The sequence below is a fragment of the Halococcus thailandensis JCM 13552 genome (genome assembly GCF_000336715.1).
GTDB classification, from domain to species: Archaea; Halobacteriota; Halobacteria; order Halobacteriales; family Halococcaceae; genus Halococcus; species Halococcus thailandensis.
Genome location: NZ_AOMF01000171.1, coordinates 20,452 through 36,531, shown reverse-complemented (window position 1 = coordinate 36,531; position 16,080 = coordinate 20,452). Strand labels below are relative to the sequence as shown.

Sequence of the window (16,080 nt, the reverse complement as noted above, 5' to 3'; positions counted from 1 at the left end):
GCGATGCGAGCGTTTACGGCGGATGACGCAGCCATCCCGTAGCGGATGGTATCGCTGGCCGAGAGCGTGGTGTTCGCCCCCGAATCCGCACTCCCGGCGCTCGGGTTCGTCGCCGGCGGGATCGCGCTCGGGACGGTAAGCGGTCTCGTGCCCGGGCTGCACGCGAACAACTTCGCGCTGCTGTTGGCGGCGGCCGCGCCGCAGGTGCCGGGGCCCGCGCTGTTCGTCGGGGCGGCGATGTTGGCTGCCGGCGTCACGCACACCTTTCTCGACGTGGTGCCGACGCTCGCGCTCGGCGTTCCCGATGCGGCGATGGCTGCGTCGGCGCTGCCGGGTCATCGGCTCGTGATCGCGGGACGCGGGCGCGAGGCGTTGCGGCTGTCGGCGCTCGGGAGTGCGCTCGCGGTCGTTCTCGCCGTGCCGCTCGCGCTGCCGATGACGGAGCTGATGGTGGCCGTATATCCGATGGTGCGGGCGCGGCTGCCGCTCGTACTGGCCGGGATCGTGCTCTTTCTGATCGTTACCGAGCGATCGAATTCGGCGCGCGTCGGAGGGTTGCTCTCATTTCTCCTGAGTGCCGGACTGGGCTGGCTGACGCTCGATATCGAGCCGAGCGCGCCGCTCGCGAGCGGTGGGATGTTGATGCCGCTGTTCGCCGGGTTGTTCGGTGCGCCGGTGTTGATCGAGGCGATCGACGGGGCCGGGGTGCCAGAGCAGGCCGATGCGGCGGTGACGACGCCCCGGCGGACGATCGGGCTGACGGCGCTCGTCGGGACGGTGTCGGGTGCGATCGTGGGCTATCTCCCGGGCGTGTCGGCGGCCGTCGCGGCAACAGTGACGCTGCCCGCGGTTCCGAACGACGACGGCGCACGTGGCTTTCTGGTCGCGACGAGCGGCGTCAACACCAGCAACACGATCTTCGCTCTGTTCGCGCTCGTCGCGCTCGGATCGCCCCGCACGGGAGTGTTGGTCGCGCTCGATTCGACCGGCGTGCCGCTCGATCTCCCGCTCTTGCTGGCGGGGGTCGGGCTCGCCGCCGGTGTCGGGTTCGTGCTCGTGCCGCTCGTCGGCGATCGATATCTGCGGACGGTCGGGCGGGTCGATTACACCTATCTCTCGGTCGGCGTGCTCTGTCTGCTGGTCGTGCTCGCGTACCTCTTTTCGGGGTTCGTTGGTGTGGGTGCGTTCTGTGCGAGCGCGCTAGTTGGATTGGTGCCCGCGATGCTCGGCGCGCGCCGCGTGCATCTGATGGGTGTGTTGATGGGGCCGCTGATGCTGGGGATCTGAGCGGTGCTGTTGGCGGTTTGGGGTGCTATGGCAGTGCGGTGGCGGGCGGTGTGGGTGTGGTGCGGTAGGGGTGCGGTTAGCGGTAGCTGTGCGGTACGGTTGCGGGAGGAGTGCCACGCGGCTGCGATGGCGTTCATCGCAGCCGCACGGGGAGGGACGGGGGCTTGAGCGCGGGCCGGGCCACGCGCCCGGCACGCGCAATGCGTTGCGGTTGCGGCCTGGTGGTGCTGAAAAATCGGAGATTTTTCGCATGCCAAAAACGCCGCGCTGCGGCGTTTTTGAGCACATGAAAAGGGCGAGCGGGCGCGCCGAGCGCCCGCGAGGGCTTTCAGGGGAAGCGTCCGTTCTTCTCGGCGGCGTCAAGCACGCGCTGGATGGCGATGACGTAGGCGGCGGTGCGCAGGCTGGGGAGGTCGCGCTCCTCGTAGGCGTCGACGAGCGCCGCGAAGGCGTTCTCGATGACGGCTTCGAGCTCGTCGTTGACGCGCTCTTCGGTCCAGTGGAAGCGCTGGCGGTTCTGGACCCATTCGAAGTAGGAGACGGTGACGCCGCCGGCGTTGGCGAGGATATCGGGGAGGACGTAGACGTCGCGGTCGGCGAGTACGTCGTCGGCGGCGGGTGTGAGCGGGCCGTTGGCGGCCTCGATGACGATGTCGGCGGCGAGTTCCTCGGCGGTCGCTTCGTCGATGGCGTTTTCGAGCGCTGCCGGAATGAGGAGATCGACGTCGAGCGTCAGCAGTTCCTCGTTCGTGAGTTCCTTGGTGCTCGGGTAGTCGGCGACGCAGCCGGTTTCGGTTTTGTGATCGCTGACCGCGTCGGCGTCGAGCCCGTTCGGGTCGTAGATCGCGCCGCTGGAGTCGGAGACCGAGACGATGTTCGCGCCGCGGTCTTCGAGCAGGCTGGCGGCGATCGCGCCGGCGTTGCCGTAGCCCTGGACGGCGACCGACGCGCCATCCATCTCGATGTCGAGGTAGTCGAAGGCCTCGCGGGCGGTGAGCATCACCGAGCGGCCCGTCGCCTCGACGCGGCCCTCGCTGCCGCCGGCGTCGAGCGATTTGCCGGTGACGACGCCGGGAGCGGTGACGTCTTCGAGCTGTTCGTAGGTGTCCTTGAACCAGTTCATCTCGCGCTGGCCAGTGTTGACGTCCGGTGCGGGGATATCGCGATCCGGGCCGACCAGCGGGCGGAGTTCGGTGGCGAACGCGCGCGTGATGCTTTCGAGCTCCGTCTCGGAGTAGTCGTGTGGGTCGATGACGATGCCACCCTTGCCGCCGCCGAACGGGACGTCGACGAGCGCACATTTGTAGGCCATCCAACCCGAGAGCGCCTTCACCTCGTCGCGTGAGACGTTCGGATGGTAGCGGATCCCACCCTTGTACGGGCCGCGATCGCCGTTGAACTGTGAGCGAAAAGCGGTGAGCGTCGTGAGCGAGCCGTCGTCGCGTTCGACCGAGAGGGTGGTTTCGAGCATGCGCTCGGGCTGTTTGAGCCGTTCGAGTTCGCCATCAGAGAGATCGAGAAAGCCCGCAGCCTCGTCGAGCTGCGTCCGGAAGCTCTCGAAGGGGTTGATTGTCTCTGTCATACATCCGCCTTGCAGAGATAGCTGTTAAGAGCGTCGCATTCCCCCGGAGTTGTCGGTCCAACTATCGTTATGGATCGTCGGTGCGGGCGCGGTCGAGGACGCGCTCGGCCTGGGCGATCAGCGGCGCGTCGATCATCTCGCCGTCGACGCGGAAGACGCCACGTCCCTCGGCGTCGGCATCCGCTTTCGCGTCGAGGACGCGTTCGGCCCACGCGATGCGGTCGTCGGTCGGCGTGTAGGCGTCGTTGATGACCGTTACCTGCGCGGGATGGATGGCGAGTTTGCCGTCGTAGCCGAGGTCGAGCGCGAACTCGGCGTCCTCGCGGAGGCGCTCGGTCGCGTCGATGTCGGTCACGAGCGTATCGATGGCGTCGACGCCGGCCGCGCTCGCCGCGAGCACGGTCCGTTCGCGCGCGTAGAGCACTTCCGTTCCCGCGTCGGTGCGCCGAGCGCCGAGATCCGCAGCGAGGTCTTCGGCCCCGAAACAGACCGCCGTCGTGGCGTCGGCCCCGGCGATGGCGTCGGCGGCGAGCACGCCGGCAGCGGTCTCGATCAGCGCGAACACGGGGTAGGTGGCGTCGCGTGTAGCGATCGCGTCGGCGAGCGCCGTGACGTCCTCACCGCTCTCGACTTTCGGGAGCATCAGCGCGTCGAGGCGTGGGTCGCCGTCGAGAATGACATCGAGATCGGCGTCGTACTCCCGCGTAACGCGAACGCAGACTTCACAGTCGGGATCGAACCCGCTCGTGAGCAGGTCGGCGAGAGCGTCGCGCGCCTCGTCTTTTCGAGCGGGCGCAACCGCGTCTTCGAGATCGAAGACGACGACATCGGCCCCGCTGTCGGGGGCTTTGCTGCACATGTCCGGGCGATCGGCCGGCGTGAAGAGAACGCTTCGTCTGGCCATGCCGGACGGAGACGGGCGCGTGGCTTGAATCTACGGCCAGAGACCGCGGACCTCGTGAGCCGCGGCGACGCGCCGGAGACCGACGATGTAGGCTGCCTCGCGCCACGTCACATCGTCGTGGGCCGTGTACGCTCCACGGACGTCGTTCCATGCCGTCAGCATCTCGCTTTCCAGCTCCTCGTTGACCTCTTCGAGCGTCCACGCGCGGCGGTTGATATCCTGGAGCCACTCGAAATACGAGACGGTGACGCCGCCGGCGTTGGCGAGGATATCGGGAATGAGGGGGATCCCGCGCTCGGCGAAGATCTCGTCGGCGCGCGTCGTCGTCGGGCCGTTCGCTCCCTCGACGATGAGGTCGGCCTGGACGTCGTCGGCATTGTCGACGGTGAGGACGTTGCCGAGGGCGGCGGGAATCACGACGTCGACGTCGAGTTCGAGCAGTTCGTCGTTCGCGAGGCTCTCGGGCGCATCGTAGCCCGAGACCATCCCCGGCTGTTCCTCGTGGGAGATGACGTCGTGCGTGTCGAACCCGTCCGGATCGCGGATGGCCCCGTTGACGTCGGCGAGCGCGACGACGTTCGCGCCGAACTCGTCGAGCAGGCGGGCGGCGTTCGCGCCGACGCTCCCGAAGCCCTGAATCGCGACCGTCGCCTCCTCGATATCGTGGCCGTAGTGGTCGATGGCTTCGCGGGCGATCACGGCGACGCTCCGGCCGGGAGCCTCCTCACGGCCGTAGCTCCCCCCGATCACGGGCGGTTTGCCGGTGACGACGCCGGGATGGCTCTCGCCCTCCTGCATCGAGTAAGAGTCCATGAACCACGCCATCGTCTGGGCGTTGGTGCCCATGTCGGGGGCCGGAATGTCCCGCATGGGGCCGACGATATCGCGGAGTTCCTCGGCGAGGCGGCGCGTGAGCCGCTCGTTTTCCCGCTCGCTCAGCGTCTTCGGGTTGGCGACGACGCCACCCTTGCCGCCGCCGAAGGGGATGTCCATCACCGCACACTTCCAGGTCATCCACATCGAGAGCCCGACGCACTCCTCGGCGGTCACGTCGGGATGGTAGCGCAGTCCACCCTTGAACGGTCCGCGTGCGCTGTCGTGATGGGCGCGATAGCCCGTGAAGATCCGTGTCTCACCGCTGTCCATCTCGACCGGTACGGAGACCTGATGGACGGATTTCGGGTGCTTGAGCCGCTCGACGATGCCGGGATCGACGTCGATGTGTGACGCCGCACGGTCGAGCTGGTGGCGGGCGGTCTCGGCGGCGGTTTCGGGCGGGTCCTCGGACTCGGTTGGAGCTGTCGTCGTCATGATGGAATGGGTGTTCGACGCCGGCCGATCGGGGCGGTGCCGGCGACCGTGCTGTAGCCGTTGGACGCCCGGACCTATAGATATTGGTATAACTGCATCGGCAGCGCCATCATTTGCGGGCGGCGACCGATGGCTTTTGCCCCCGGCGCGCGAGCGTCCGTCCATGACGGGGCGCTACTACGAGGAATTCACCGAGGGCGAAACGATCGAGCACGACAAGCGGCGGACGGTAACCGAGAGCGACAATCAGCGGTTCTGCGACATGACGATGAACCAACAGCCGCTCCACCTCGACAGTGAGTTCGCCGCCGAGACGGAGTTCGGCGAGCGGCTCGTCAACGGGCTGTACACGCTCTCGCTGGCCGTGGGGCTGACGATCCCCGATACCTCCGACGGCACCATCGTCGCCAACCTCTCGTACGACGACGTCGAGCACCCCCGTCCGGTCTTTCACGGCGACACGATCCACGCGCGCTCGACGGTCGTCGAGAAGCGCGAGACCAGCGACGGCGAGCGTGGGGTCGTCACGATGCACGTCGAGGCGTTCAATCAGGACGACGAGCTCGTCTGTGCGTTCGATCGAACCGTGCTCTCGCTGAAACGCCCGACCGAATGAGTTCGGAATCGGCACCACCGAAAAGAATATAGTACGGTGGTGTATCATACCCATCGACGTGAACGGAGCGACGGCGGGCGATTCGATGACCGAATTTACCGGCCGTCCTCGCCGACAATACACACGAAATCATGACACAGGACAAGCCATATCGAAGCGTGGCTCTCGTCGCGCTGGTGGTGCTCGCCGCGGTCGTCGGCGGCATCGCCACCGCGGGGACGGTCGCCGCCCAGGACGGCGATAACGCCACCAACGACAGCGCGAGTGAAGAGGAGTTCTACAGCCCATCCGACGATGAACCGCTGAACGTCCGCTTCAGGGACGGCGCGGCGAACACCGTCGAATCGATCGCCGAGGGCGTGCTCAATCTCAACATCGTCTACGGGCTGTTCGACGGCCCCTACGACGTCGAGATCAGCGCGCCCGGTCTCAGCGACGAGCAGATCGAGGAGGCGACCTTCGACGAGTCGGGATACGACACGCAGGACCTCGAACGAACGGATATCGTCGGGATGGATATCACCGGTCTGCCGGCCGGCAACTACGAGTTCACCGTGAGCGTCACCGACGGTGAGGCCGAGCAGACGGTGCCTCTCGAAGTCACCGGCGACGACGGCGCAGTGGCGAACGAATCGGCCGACGGGGCGAACGCATCAGCGAACGAAACGACCGAGACGGCAAACGAGTCGGCCGACGAAGCGAACGCGTCGGCAAACGAAACGACGACTAACGCGACGAACGAGACGACCGCGAACGCGTCGGCGAACACGTCGAACGCGACGACGGCCAATGCGACGGCCGAGACCGAGATCGGCACTGCGACGGCGGCCGGAGCTGACACCAACACCACGATCACGGCCGTCCCGAGCGCGCCGAACACCAGCGCCAACCACACGGTCTCGACGGTCGTCGGCGCGGATGCGGCGGGCAATCTGAGCGAGCTCACGATCGACTACGGCGAGAGCAACGCCTCGATCGGTCTCGTCGGCGGCAGCATCACTACTGCCACGCTCGGCGACCAGAGCGTCGTCAACAACACGACCGCACCGACGATCGGTGCCCAGGGTCAGAACCTCACCATCGGCTTCGACGGCACGGTCGACGCGAGCGAGGGCGACCGGCTGAACGTCACCTTCGGCGGCGTCACCAACCCGCCCGAGGCGGGCGACTACACGGTCGGCGTCGCGGTCAACAACGGGAGCAGCCAGAACACGACGTTGACCATCGGCGAGAACGCGACGGCGGGCGCAGCGACCGAGACCGAGATGGGTAGCGGATCGGCGGCCGCGACGAACGGCAACGCCTCGATCACGGCCGACCCCTCGGCAGCCGGCAACGAGAGCACCAACCATACGGCATCGATCGTCGCGGGACCGAACGCGACGGGCAATCTGAGCGAACTCACGATCGACTACGGCGAGAGCAACGCCTCGATCGGCCTCGTCGGCGGTAGCATCTCGACCGCCACGCTCGGCGGCCAGAGCGTCGTCAACAACACGACCGCACCGACGATCGGTGCCCAGGGCCGAAATCTCACCGTCGGCTTCGACGGCACGGTCGACGTGAGCGAGGGCGACCGACTCAACATGACCTACGGCGGCGTCACGAACCCGCCCGAGGCGGGCAACTACACGGTCTCGATGACGCTCAACAACGGCAGCGTCCGGAACGCGACGCTCGAAATCACCGAATCGACCGCGCCCGCCACGACCGCCAGCGGCGGAGCCGACACTGCAGCGACCGACGGCGGAGCGACGACGGCGACTGGCGGCGAGACCGCAGCCGGCACCGCCGATGAAACGGGCGGCGGACAGGCGACCGAGGCGGGCGGTCCGGGCTTCGGCATCGCCGTTGCGATCGTCGCGCTGCTCGGTGCGGCGCTGCTCGCAACGCGACGCAGCTGATCGACGACTTTTCGACGAACGGTTTTTCGGCGAAAACGGATCGGAGACGAGATCGATTACGAGATCAGCGCCGTTCGGTATCACCGACGAACACCGACTCGTGAAGGCGGCGCGTAACGGTGTCGAGCAATGATTTGAGATTCACCGTGTCGGCGCGATTGTATGCAACCAGCGTATCGAGGGCGTCCTCGTCGCCGCGTTCGTATGCGTGCCAGAGCCGGACTGCATCCCGCCCGGAGATATCCGGTCGGTCGCGCTCGATGCCGATCTCCTCCTCGATCGCCTTCAGTCCGCCAGTGAGATCGAGCTGCCGACAGGGGTACATCACGTCGAGATGTGGCTGCGTGACGTCGAGGTCGAACGAGCGTTCGAGGAAGGGGACGTCGAAGCGCTTGCCGTTGAACGACACCAGTAGATCGGCCGCGTCGAGTTCGCGGCGGACGGCCTCCTGTGTGAGATCCTTGCCGCGGACGAGCGTGGTCGTCTCGCCGGCACGATGGAAACTGACGGTCGTCACGTCGTTGTGGCGGGCGTCCAGACCGGTGGTCTCGATATCGAAAAAGCAGGCGTTCCCGCGGAAGTTCTCGTAGAGCCGCCAGCGACTGCCCGACGGGAAGGCGCGGTCGAAAAACGCCGCATCGCCGGCCGCGAGGCGATCGCGGGCGCGGTCGATGTAGTCGGTGATGTTGTCGCCCTGCACGTCGCCGACGGTCGACGGTTCGAAGTCGTCCCAGTGGGTGATCCCCTCGCGCCAGAGCCGGCGCTCGGTCTTCTCGCCGACGCCGCGCACGGGCACGAAGCTGTTCTCGATGCGCACGAGGATACGAGGCGACGCTGACGCCTAAGCGTTGCTCATGGAGCGTGCGAGCGCGCGTCGAGCGGCGACCAGCCGGCAGTGCGCATTTCCGTCCGGCCCGCCAACCGGGAGTGATGTCACACACGAAGGTAAACTACGACGAGACCGAGACCACGTACGGAATGCATTTCCTCCGGGAGCCGCTCGACTGCGAGGATCACGGCGTCACCGTCGTCGACGCCGAGCCGGGCTGGGAGGGCCCGGAACACGAACACGGCGACGAGGACCACGAGGAAGTGTATCTCCTCGTCGAGGGCGAGGCGACCATGACCGTGGAGGGCGAGGAGCTGTCGCTCGAAAGCGGTGACGCGGTTCGGGTCGCACCCGGCGCGACGCGACAGGTGACGAACGGGGACACCGAAAGCCAGTTCGTCATCACCGGCGCGCCGTAACCATCGAAACCGGTATCCACAGTCGGGACCGTTCCCGACCGTGAACGAGACGCATTTTCGGAAGTTAGAGCGGATGTATCAGCGTGCGCCCGTCAACGCCGACGAGGGGACGAGTCTTACCGTCGCCGAGGGCACGGCGACGCTCGACGTCCCGATCTCCTCGGAGAGTCATCATCCGCTCGGTGCGGTCCACGGTGCAGTGTATTTCAAAGCGCTCGACGATGCGGCGTTCTTCGCGGCCAACTCGCTCGTCGAGGACGTCTTCGTTCTCACGACGAACTTCACGATCCATCTCGAACGCCCGGTCTCGGACGGGACGATCCACGCCGAGGGGCGCGTCGTCAACGACAACCCGAATCAGTTGATCGCCGAGGCGGTCGCCCACGACGACGCCGGCAACGAACTCGCGCGTGGTTCCGGTGTCTTCCAGCGAAGCAACAGCGAACTCACCGCCGACATCGGCTACGAGTGAGCGACGGCGCTCGATACCGGCGGTTCAGAGAATCGTGCCGTGTTTCTTGTCGGGCAGCGATTTGTCGATCCCCTCGTAGAAGTCGAATCGTGCGGCGAGTTCCTCGCGGAGTTCGCTCGGCGGCACGATGTCGTCGATGACGACCTCGCTGGCCATCCGGTGGGCGTCGATGTCCTCGCGATACTCCTCGCGGAGTTCCGCCTCGCGCGCTGCGCGCTCCTCGTCGTCCTCGATATCGTCGAGGCGGTTCCGATAGACGGCGTTGATCGCCGCTTCGGGGCCCATGATGGCGATCTCGCCCGACGGGAGCGCGAGCGTCGATTCGGGGTCGTAGGCCGGCCCGGACATGGCATAGATGCCCGCGCCGTAGGCCTTCCGGACGACGACACATTGTTTGGGAACCGTCGCCGAGGAGGTCGCGTAGATCATCTTCTTGCCCTGTTCGAGGATCCCCTCCTTCTCGACTCCCGAGCCGGCCATGAACCCCGGTGTATCGCAGAGATAGAGCAGCGGGATGTTGTAAGCGTCACAGGTCCAGATGAACTCGGCGGCCTTCTCGGCCGCGTCGGGGAAGATCGCGCCCGCGCGCTGGGATGGCTGGTTCGCGACGATCCCCACCGGTCGGCCGTCGATCCGCGAGAACGCCGTGATGATCTCCGGGCCGTACTGTTCGCGGAGTTCGAGCACCGACCCCTGATCGGCGACGCGATCGATGAGCTCGTGCATGTCGTAGCCGCGGTTCGGCCGCTCGGGCACCACCGAATCGATGCCCGCTGGCGAGCGGGATGGCGGACGCGAGTCGGATCGTGGGGGTTTCTCGTCGGAGTTGTCGGGGAGGTAGGTGACGAGTTGAGCGACGAGTTCGCGGGCGTGCTCTTCGTCCTCGGCCACGAGGTCCGCACTGCCGGATTCGGCGGCGTGGACCTGCGCGCCACCCAACTCCTGGAGATCGATCTCCTCGCCGGTGACCATCTCCACCATCCGCGGGGAGGCGATGGCCATCGCGCTCATCCCCTCGACCATCACCGTGAAGTCGGCGAACACGGGCGTGTAGGCTGCGCCGGCGATACAGGGGCCGTAGAGCACGCAGATCTGAGGGACACGCCCCGAGAGCATCGAGTGGTTGTAGTAGTACTTCCCGATCCCTTCCCTGTTGGCGAAGAATCCGGTCTGCTGATCGATCCGGCCACCCGACGAATCCATCAGATAGAGAACCGGCTTGCCGGTCTTGAGCGCGCGCTGCTGCATACGGAGGAACTTCTCGACGCCCTTCTCGGCCATCGAACCGGCCTTCACGGTGAAGTCGTTGGCCATCGCGTGGAGCGTTCGCCCCTCGAACTCGGCGGCCCCCGTGAGCAGCCCGTCGGCCGGCAGTTGATCCTCGCTGTCGAAGTTGGCGAACTTGCCGTCCTCGAACGAAAACCCGTCGTCGAACCAGAGATCGAGACGGTCGCGGACGAACAGTTTGCCCTGGTCGTCCAGGCGGTTCTTGTACTTCTCCGGTCCCCCTTGTTCGATGTCGGCGATCTCCTCGCGGAGCAGTTGCTCGCGCTCGGTCGGCCCGCCCGTGGTCGATGCCCGCGATCCGCCCGCCCCGTTGGTTGCGGATCGATCGTCGCTCGCCGGCGGTTCGGCGGTCGTCGCGGGCGCGTCGCCGTCGCCGACGTACACCTCGATCGCCGTGCCGGTGTGTTCGGCCAGCGCGCTGCCGATGACGCGTGCCTCCTCGTCGCTCGCCCCCTCGCCGATGCGGATCTCCATACCGATACTGTGCAATAATTGCGGAAAGACTTTTCCATGTCGTCGACCCGACCGGATCGAACGCGGACGGCGAAACGGTTTGTCCGTCGGCCGTGTCGATGCCGATGAATGACGGGCGACAAGCGCGCCATCAGGGACGGCTACGACGCGATCGTCGACGAGTATCTGGCCCATCGCACGAACGAACACGCCGATCGACCCCATCTCGACTGGCTGTGCGACCGACTCGCCGACGGCGCACGGGTGCTCGACGCCGGCTGCGGCGCGGGCGTGCCGGTCGCCGAACGCCTAGCCGCCGATCACGACGTCGTCGGCATCGACTTCTCACGCGAACAGCTCCGCCGCGCCCGCGAGGACGTCACGCAGGCGGGGTTCGTCCAGGGTGACATGAACGCGCTCGGATTCGCTGACGACAGTTTCGACGCGATCTGTGCGTTCTTCTCGCTGATCCACGTTCCGCTCGACGAACATGCCTGCGTCGCGGCGGCGTTCCATCGCGTGCTGCGGCCCGGCGGATTGGCCGTGCTCACCGTCGGCGGCAACGAAGGGTGGGACGGCAACAACCCCGACTGGCTGGAGACGGGCGTCGAGATGCGCTGGAGCTTCCCCGACACCGAGACGAGCGCGCGCCAGTTCGCCGATGTCGGGTTCGAGATCCACGAAACGCGGTCGATCGAGAACAGTACGTTCGAAGTGCTGTTCGCCGAAAATAGCGAGGATTAGTCGTCGAGCGCCGCTTCGAGCCGGTCGATCAGTCCCTCGTTGCCGACGTGAACCGGAACCCGTCCGTGAAGTCCGTCGGGGTCGACGTCGAGCAGCGATTCGTTGCCATCCGAGGAGCGACCGCCGGCCGACTCGACGATATACGCGATCGGGTTGCCCTCGAACTGAAGGCGGAGTTTGCCCTCGGAAGCCGAGTCGAGCGCCGGGTAGGCGAAGACCCCGCCGTAGGTGAGCACCTGGTTCACGTCGCCGATCATCGCGCCGCCGTAGCGGAGTTTGAGCGACGAGTCCGACTCGATCTCGCGGGCGTAGTCGGTGAACTCGTCCGTCCAGTCGGGCACGCGTCCGCCGAAGCCGTAGACGGTCGGTTCGTCAGGGAGCGAGACGTCCTCGCGCACCGTGTGGCGCTCGCCGTCCTCGACGACGGACTCGGTCGCGGTGTCGTCGACGGCGGTCATCATCGTCGTGATCGGGCCGTAGAGCGTGTAGGCCGCCCCGATGAGATCGTGGCCGCCGGCCGGGAGCTGGGCGTCGTAGATCCCGACGATCGTCCCCATCGTGTTGTTCGGCTTGATGTTCGAGGAGCCGTCGAGCGGGTCGACCGCGACCGAGAGCCCGGAGCCGTCGCCGACGATCTCCTCGCGCTCCTCGCTCGCGTAGCTGCCGACGCCGTCGATCGCGAGCAGGCGCTCCTCCAGGAGCTGGTCGGCGTGGACGTCCGCCGCGAGCTGCTCCTCCCCGCTCGGGTTCTCACCCTCCTGATACTCGCGCCGGCCGACCAGTCCCTCGCGGATCTCGGGGGCCGTCTCGGCGATCGTCGTGAAGACCGACTCGATGGTGTCCATTACGAGAGCGCGGCGTCGACGGACTTGCCCTCGTGAATGACCGCTTCGAGCGCATCGAGCAGTTGGGTCGGGTTCTCGCGCTGCCAGACGTTCCGGCCGACGGCGAGCCCCGCACCACCGGCGTCCATCACGGCCTTGACGTTCTTGAGGAACGCCTCGTCGGAGACCTTGGAGCCGCCGGACATGACGACCTTCGCGCCGTTCTCCCCGCCGGCGGCCTGGACGGTGTGTTCCATCGCCTCGCGGCTACCGGGATACTTGACCTTCGCCACGTCGGCACCGAGTTCGAGCGCCTCGCGGGCGGCGTAGGAGATGGTGTCGGCGTCGGAGGCGTTTCTGAGCCCCTGGCCACGGGGGTACGACCACATCACCATCGGGAGATCGTGTGCACGGGCGGCCTCCTGGGCGTCGCGGAACTCCTCGGCCATCTCGATCTCGCTGTTCGACCCTCCATATAGAGTGAACCCCACGGCGTCGGCACCGATGTCGGCGGCGTAGTCGACCGTGCAGTTCACGGCGCTGTCGGGTTCGCCCATCCAGAGGTTCGAGGTGCCATTCAGTTTCGTCAGCAGCGAGACGTCGTCCTCGTAGGAGGGGTAGTAGCCCTCGGCGAGTCCCTTCTGGACGGCGACCGAGGTGACGGCGTCGTGGGTCGCCACGTCGAAGACGGTCTCGGGAGCCATCCGTTCGGGATGCTCGGTGAAGTCCGACGGGCCGTGTTCGAGGCCGTGATCGTAGGCGAGGATCAGGATCTTGCCGTCGCGCGCGAGCGGTGAGTCTTCGAGCGAGAGCATATCCGAAGTGTCCACCGACAGCGACAAATAGTTTGCGTGAGCGCAGCGCCACGGTCCCCGAGAACGGGCAGATTATAAACATGGCTCCCCCAGAGTGGACGGAATGAGCACCGGCATCACGATGGCCTCGATGTCCTCCTATGCGATTCTGGGCTGTGGCAGCGTGGGCTACGCCGTCGCCGAGGAGCTCGTCGACGAGGGCAAGGACGTCCTCATCGTCGACGTCGACGAGAGCCGCGTCGAGGCCCTGCGTGACCAGGACATGAACGCCAGGACCGCCGACATCGCCGACGAGGGGGTGCCCGAGGCGGTCGCCGATCGGGACGTGCTGCTCGTGCTGTCGACGGACATCGACGCCAACGAGGCGGCCATTGCGAACGTCCGCGAACGGGGCGACGAACAGTTCGTCATCGCGCGCGCCTCGGACCCGGTGACCGCCGACGAGCTCCGCGAGGCGGGTGCCGACGCCGTCATCAACCCCTCGTCGGTGATCGCCGACGCCGCGCTGCGCGCGCTCGAAACCGGCGAACTCGAACACAAGGCGGGGCTGCTCGCCGACGTACTCGACGACACCGAACAGCGCCTGGCCATCCTCGCCAACGACAACCCTGGCCCGGACTCGATCGCCAGCGCAGTCGCACTCCGGGCGATCGCCGAAGCGCGCGGCATCGACGCGGACATCCTCTACGAGGGCGAGATCGGTCACCAAGAGGACCGCGCGTTCGTCAACCTCATCGGTGTCGATCTACAGGCGCGCGCCGACGTCGACTTCGGGGAGTACGACACGCTCGCGCTCGTCGATCACGCCCAGTCGATGGAGGAGACGATCGACCGGCCGATCGACGTCCTCATCGACCACCACGAACCCGACGGCGACTACGAGGCGGCCTTCTCCGACGTGCGCGCGAACGTCTCCTCGACGTCGACGATCATGACGAAATACGTCCAGGAGTTCGATCTCGGCCTCGACGATACCGTCGCGACCGCGCTGCTCTACGGCATTCGCGCCGAAACGCTCGACTTCAAGCGCGATACGACGCCGGCCGATCTGACCGCCGCCTCCTATCTCTACCCGTTCGCCGACCACGACACCCTCGAACAGGTCGAATCGCCGTCGATGTCGCCCGAGACGCTCGACGTGCTCGCCGAGGCGATCGGCAACCGCGAGGTCAACGGCTCGTATCTCGTCTCGAACGCCGGCTACATCCACGATCGCGACGCGCTCGCACAGGCCGCCCAGCAGCTCCTGAACCTGGAGGGGGTGAGCACGACCGCCGTCTTCGCCATCGACGACGAGCGTATTACCCTTTCGGCGCGCTCGAAAGACATCCGCATCAACATCCGGAACGTGCTCGAAAGCGCCTTCGAGGAACACGGCGAGACGGTCGGCCACTCGACGGACGCGACGGTGTCGATCCCGCTCGGCATCTTCACCGGCATCGAGACGACCGACGACAACCGCGAAACGCTGCTGGCGCTCACCAAACAGGCCGTCCGGCGCAAGCTCTTCGACGCACTCGGCGTCGACGACAACGGAAATTAAACGGTGGCTTCGGCCTCTGTCTCCTCGCTCGGTTCGCGCAGCCGCTCGATCGCCTCGGTGACGAGAACGATGTCGCCAACCGACCGCACCCACCGGAACGGGACGACGACGCCGCTGGCAGTACGCGCACGCCCGGTGAGCAGTTCGCGGTTCAGTCCGCCGACCGCCAGGCCGGTGACGATCTCGCGATCGAGATCGAGGCGGACGTCCTCGACCTCGCCGACGAACAGACCGTTGTTCGAGTAGACCTCACGGCCGACGAGCGAGTCGATTTCGGCTTCCGTCGCATCCATACGCGAACGTACGCCGACGGGGACTTAACTGTTGGCGAGTTCGACCGGCTACGACTCGGCGAAGGGGTTGTACGCGCCGTTGATATCCCACTCGTGGATGCAGTGGCTGCGACCGCTCTCGACGATCCGCCAGTTGTCGGTCGCCTCGTCCCAGACGTCACGACGACCGCAGCGTTCGCATTCGCGCTCGTCGGGCGGGATGGCCGTCTCGTTCATGCGGGCCGTTCGCGGCCATGCACATCAACCCCACGGACGGCGACGAGCGCCCATCAGAAATCGGGAAGATCGTCCGGCGCGTCGTAATCTGCCTCCCAGTCGATATACTCCTCCTTGAGCACCTCACAGACGAGCTGGCCGAGTTCGGTGAGACCTGCGTTGATCGAGGAGACTTCGCCCCACGAGTCGAGATCCGGATGGAGATCGCGTTCCTTCCAGTCCTCGGGCAGGCCGGGGGCGTGGTAGCCCACGCGATCGGCGAAGTCGTCCCAGAAGAAATCGAAGCGATTGACGAGCCCGAGATCGCGGACGATGGCGAACTCGCGTTCGTCCATCTCGGTGTCCGCCGCCCAGTGCTCGAACGCCTCGTCCCACGCGCCGGCGTGGAGGAAGGATTCGAGTTCGTCGCGGCGATATTCGTCGCCGCCGACGTCGGCGTCCTCGTAGGCGTCGGCGTCGACGCCCGCTTCGAGCGTCGGCGGTGGTGGCGTCTCGACGGCGAGGCTCATACGGAGCGATGGCGGCCGGCGCTGATAAAGCGTTTCCCGTCGCCGTCGCGCGAACGTTGCCACGAGCCCGCA

General features: G+C 66.6%; 17 protein-coding genes. 7 read left to right on the top strand and 10 right to left on the bottom strand.

Annotation, left to right across the window (positions count from 1 at the left end; genetic code table 11):
• The first annotated feature begins 45 nt into the window (after positions 1–45).
• Positions 46–1,287, top strand: a complete 1,242-nt coding sequence (locus C451_RS16400; protein ID WP_007742305.1) for a tripartite tricarboxylate transporter permease — start codon at positions 46–48, stop codon at positions 1,285–1,287.
• 328 nt (positions 1,288–1,615) lie between these two features.
• On the opposite strand, the gene C451_RS16395 is transcribed toward C451_RS16400, so the two are convergent.
• From C451_RS16395 to gdhB, 3 genes are all read right to left on the bottom strand, one after another.
• Positions 1,616–2,869 (bottom strand): Glu/Leu/Phe/Val family dehydrogenase, encoded by a 1,254-nt coding sequence (locus C451_RS16395; RefSeq protein WP_007742304.1) that lies wholly within the window; start codon positions 2,867–2,869, stop codon positions 1,616–1,618.
• A gap of 67 nt (positions 2,870–2,936) precedes the next feature.
• Positions 2,937–3,773, bottom strand: coding sequence for an HpcH/HpaI aldolase/citrate lyase family protein (locus tag C451_RS16390; protein ID WP_007742302.1), 837 nt, complete (start codon positions 3,771–3,773; stop codon positions 2,937–2,939).
• A 30-nt stretch (positions 3,774–3,803) separates the two neighbouring features.
• Positions 3,804–5,084 carry a glutamate dehydrogenase GdhB gene (gene gdhB / locus C451_RS16385; RefSeq protein ID WP_007742300.1) on the bottom strand — a complete coding sequence of 427 codons (1,281 nt, stop codon included), beginning with the start codon at positions 5,082–5,084 and terminating at the stop codon, positions 3,804–3,806.
• Positions 5,085–5,247: 163 nt separating this feature from the next.
• Between gdhB and C451_RS16380 the strand changes: the two genes are divergently transcribed.
• Together C451_RS16380 and C451_RS16375 are read left to right on the top strand one after the other, a co-directional pair.
• The gene (locus tag C451_RS16380) at positions 5,248–5,700 is read left to right on the top strand and encodes a MaoC family dehydratase (protein ID WP_007742299.1); all 453 of its coding nucleotides are present in this window, start codon (positions 5,248–5,250) and stop codon (positions 5,698–5,700) included.
• Positions 5,701–5,831: 131 nt separating this feature from the next.
• A complete protein-coding gene (locus C451_RS16375; RefSeq protein ID WP_007742298.1) occupies positions 5,832–7,604 on the top strand; it encodes a beta strand repeat-containing protein in 1,773 nt (590 codons plus the stop codon).
• Positions 7,605–7,668: 64 nt separating this feature from the next.
• Here the strand turns inward: C451_RS16375 and C451_RS16370 are convergent, their stop codons facing one another.
• Positions 7,669–8,421 (bottom strand): ribonuclease H-like domain-containing protein, encoded by a 753-nt coding sequence (locus C451_RS16370; protein WP_007742296.1) that lies wholly within the window; start codon positions 8,419–8,421, stop codon positions 7,669–7,671.
• A gap of 113 nt (positions 8,422–8,534) precedes the next feature.
• On the opposite strand from C451_RS16370, the gene C451_RS16365 reads away from it, so the two are divergent.
• Both C451_RS16365 and C451_RS16360 read left to right on the top strand, forming a co-directional pair.
• Positions 8,535–8,852, top strand: coding sequence for a cupin domain-containing protein (locus C451_RS16365; RefSeq protein ID WP_007742294.1), 318 nt, complete (start codon positions 8,535–8,537; stop codon positions 8,850–8,852).
• Positions 8,853–8,892: 40 nt separating this feature from the next.
• Entirely contained in the window at positions 8,893–9,324 is a 432-nt protein-coding gene (locus tag C451_RS16360) for a PaaI family thioesterase (RefSeq protein ID WP_241431250.1), read from the top strand.
• 24 nt (positions 9,325–9,348) lie between these two features.
• Here C451_RS16360 and C451_RS16355 read toward each other — a convergent pair whose 3' ends face one another.
• A complete protein-coding gene (locus C451_RS16355) occupies positions 9,349–11,085 on the bottom strand; it encodes an acyl-CoA carboxylase subunit beta (protein WP_007742292.1) in 1,737 nt (578 codons plus the stop codon).
• 108 nt (positions 11,086–11,193) lie between these two features.
• On the opposite strand from C451_RS16355, the gene C451_RS16350 reads away from it, so the two are divergent.
• Positions 11,194–11,808 (top strand): class I SAM-dependent methyltransferase, encoded by a 615-nt coding sequence (locus tag C451_RS16350; RefSeq protein WP_007742291.1) that lies wholly within the window; start codon positions 11,194–11,196, stop codon positions 11,806–11,808.
• Here the strand turns inward: C451_RS16350 and C451_RS16345 are convergent.
• Together C451_RS16345 and C451_RS16340 are read right to left on the bottom strand one after the other, a co-directional pair.
• Positions 11,805–12,653, bottom strand: a complete 849-nt coding sequence (locus C451_RS16345) for a class 1 fructose-bisphosphatase (RefSeq protein ID WP_007742286.1) — start codon at positions 12,651–12,653, stop codon at positions 11,805–11,807. The two genes, C451_RS16350 and C451_RS16345, sit on opposite strands and share 4 nt — an antisense overlap.
• Entirely contained in the window at positions 12,653–13,447 is a 795-nt protein-coding gene (locus tag C451_RS16340; protein WP_007742285.1) for a class I fructose-bisphosphate aldolase, read from the bottom strand. Before C451_RS16340 ends, C451_RS16345 begins: the two co-directional genes overlap by 1 nt.
• 103 nt (positions 13,448–13,550) lie before the next feature.
• Here C451_RS16340 and C451_RS16335 point away from each other — a divergent pair, with 103 nt between their 5' ends.
• Positions 13,551–14,990 carry a DHH family phosphoesterase gene (locus C451_RS16335; protein WP_007742284.1) on the top strand — a complete coding sequence of 480 codons (1,440 nt, stop codon included), beginning with the start codon at positions 13,551–13,553 and terminating at the stop codon, positions 14,988–14,990.
• On the opposite strand, the gene C451_RS16330 is transcribed toward C451_RS16335, so the two are convergent.
• Genes C451_RS16330 through C451_RS16325 form a run of 3 tightly spaced genes read right to left on the bottom strand, consistent with a single transcriptional unit; the run spans position 14,987 to position 16,008 of the window.
• Positions 14,987–15,283: a PRC-barrel domain-containing protein gene (locus C451_RS16330; RefSeq protein WP_007742283.1), complete on the bottom strand. Its 297-nt coding sequence runs from the start codon at positions 15,281–15,283 to the stop codon at positions 14,987–14,989. The genes C451_RS16335 and C451_RS16330 overlap by 4 nt on opposite strands.
• A 48-nt stretch (positions 15,284–15,331) precedes the next feature.
• Positions 15,332–15,499: an HEWD family protein gene (locus C451_RS22990; protein ID WP_007742282.1), complete on the bottom strand. Its 168-nt coding sequence runs from the start codon at positions 15,497–15,499 to the stop codon at positions 15,332–15,334.
• A 53-nt stretch (positions 15,500–15,552) separates the two neighbouring features.
• The gene (locus tag C451_RS16325) at positions 15,553–16,008 is read right to left on the bottom strand and encodes a hypothetical protein (protein ID WP_007742281.1); all 456 of its coding nucleotides are present in this window, start codon (positions 16,006–16,008) and stop codon (positions 15,553–15,555) included.
• Positions 16,009–16,080 lie beyond the last annotated feature (72 nt).

Coding starts and splice junctions, on each gene's coding strand:
- C451_RS16325 (WP_007742281.1), bottom strand. CDS start 16,008: ATGAGCCTCGCCGTCGAGACGCCACCACCGCCGACGCTCGAAGCGGGC.
- C451_RS16365 (WP_007742294.1), top strand. CDS start 8,535: ATGTCACACACGAAGGTAAACTACGACGAGACCGAGACCACGTACGGA.
- C451_RS16355 (WP_007742292.1), bottom strand. CDS start 11,085: ATGGAGATCCGCATCGGCGAGGGGGCGAGCGACGAGGAGGCACGCGTC.
- C451_RS16335 (WP_007742284.1), top strand. CDS start 13,551: ATGAGCACCGGCATCACGATGGCCTCGATGTCCTCCTATGCGATTCTG.
- C451_RS16350 (WP_007742291.1), top strand. CDS start 11,194: ATGACGGGCGACAAGCGCGCCATCAGGGACGGCTACGACGCGATCGTC.
- C451_RS16345 (WP_007742286.1), bottom strand. CDS start 12,653: ATGGACACCATCGAGTCGGTCTTCACGACGATCGCCGAGACGGCCCCC.
- C451_RS16340 (WP_007742285.1), bottom strand. CDS start 13,447: ATGCTCTCGCTCGAAGACTCACCGCTCGCGCGCGACGGCAAGATCCTG.
- C451_RS16380 (WP_007742299.1), top strand. CDS start 5,248: ATGACGGGGCGCTACTACGAGGAATTCACCGAGGGCGAAACGATCGAG.
- C451_RS22990 (WP_007742282.1), bottom strand. CDS start 15,499: ATGAACGAGACGGCCATCCCGCCCGACGAGCGCGAATGCGAACGCTGC.
- C451_RS16400 (WP_007742305.1), top strand. CDS start 46: ATGGTATCGCTGGCCGAGAGCGTGGTGTTCGCCCCCGAATCCGCACTC.
- C451_RS16330 (WP_007742283.1), bottom strand. CDS start 15,283: ATGGATGCGACGGAAGCCGAAATCGACTCGCTCGTCGGCCGTGAGGTC.
- gdhB (WP_007742300.1), bottom strand. CDS start 5,084: ATGACGACGACAGCTCCAACCGAGTCCGAGGACCCGCCCGAAACCGCC.
- C451_RS16395 (WP_007742304.1), bottom strand. CDS start 2,869: ATGACAGAGACAATCAACCCCTTCGAGAGCTTCCGGACGCAGCTCGAC.
- C451_RS16390 (WP_007742302.1), bottom strand. CDS start 3,773: ATGGCCAGACGAAGCGTTCTCTTCACGCCGGCCGATCGCCCGGACATG.
- C451_RS16375 (WP_007742298.1), top strand. CDS start 5,832: ATGACACAGGACAAGCCATATCGAAGCGTGGCTCTCGTCGCGCTGGTG.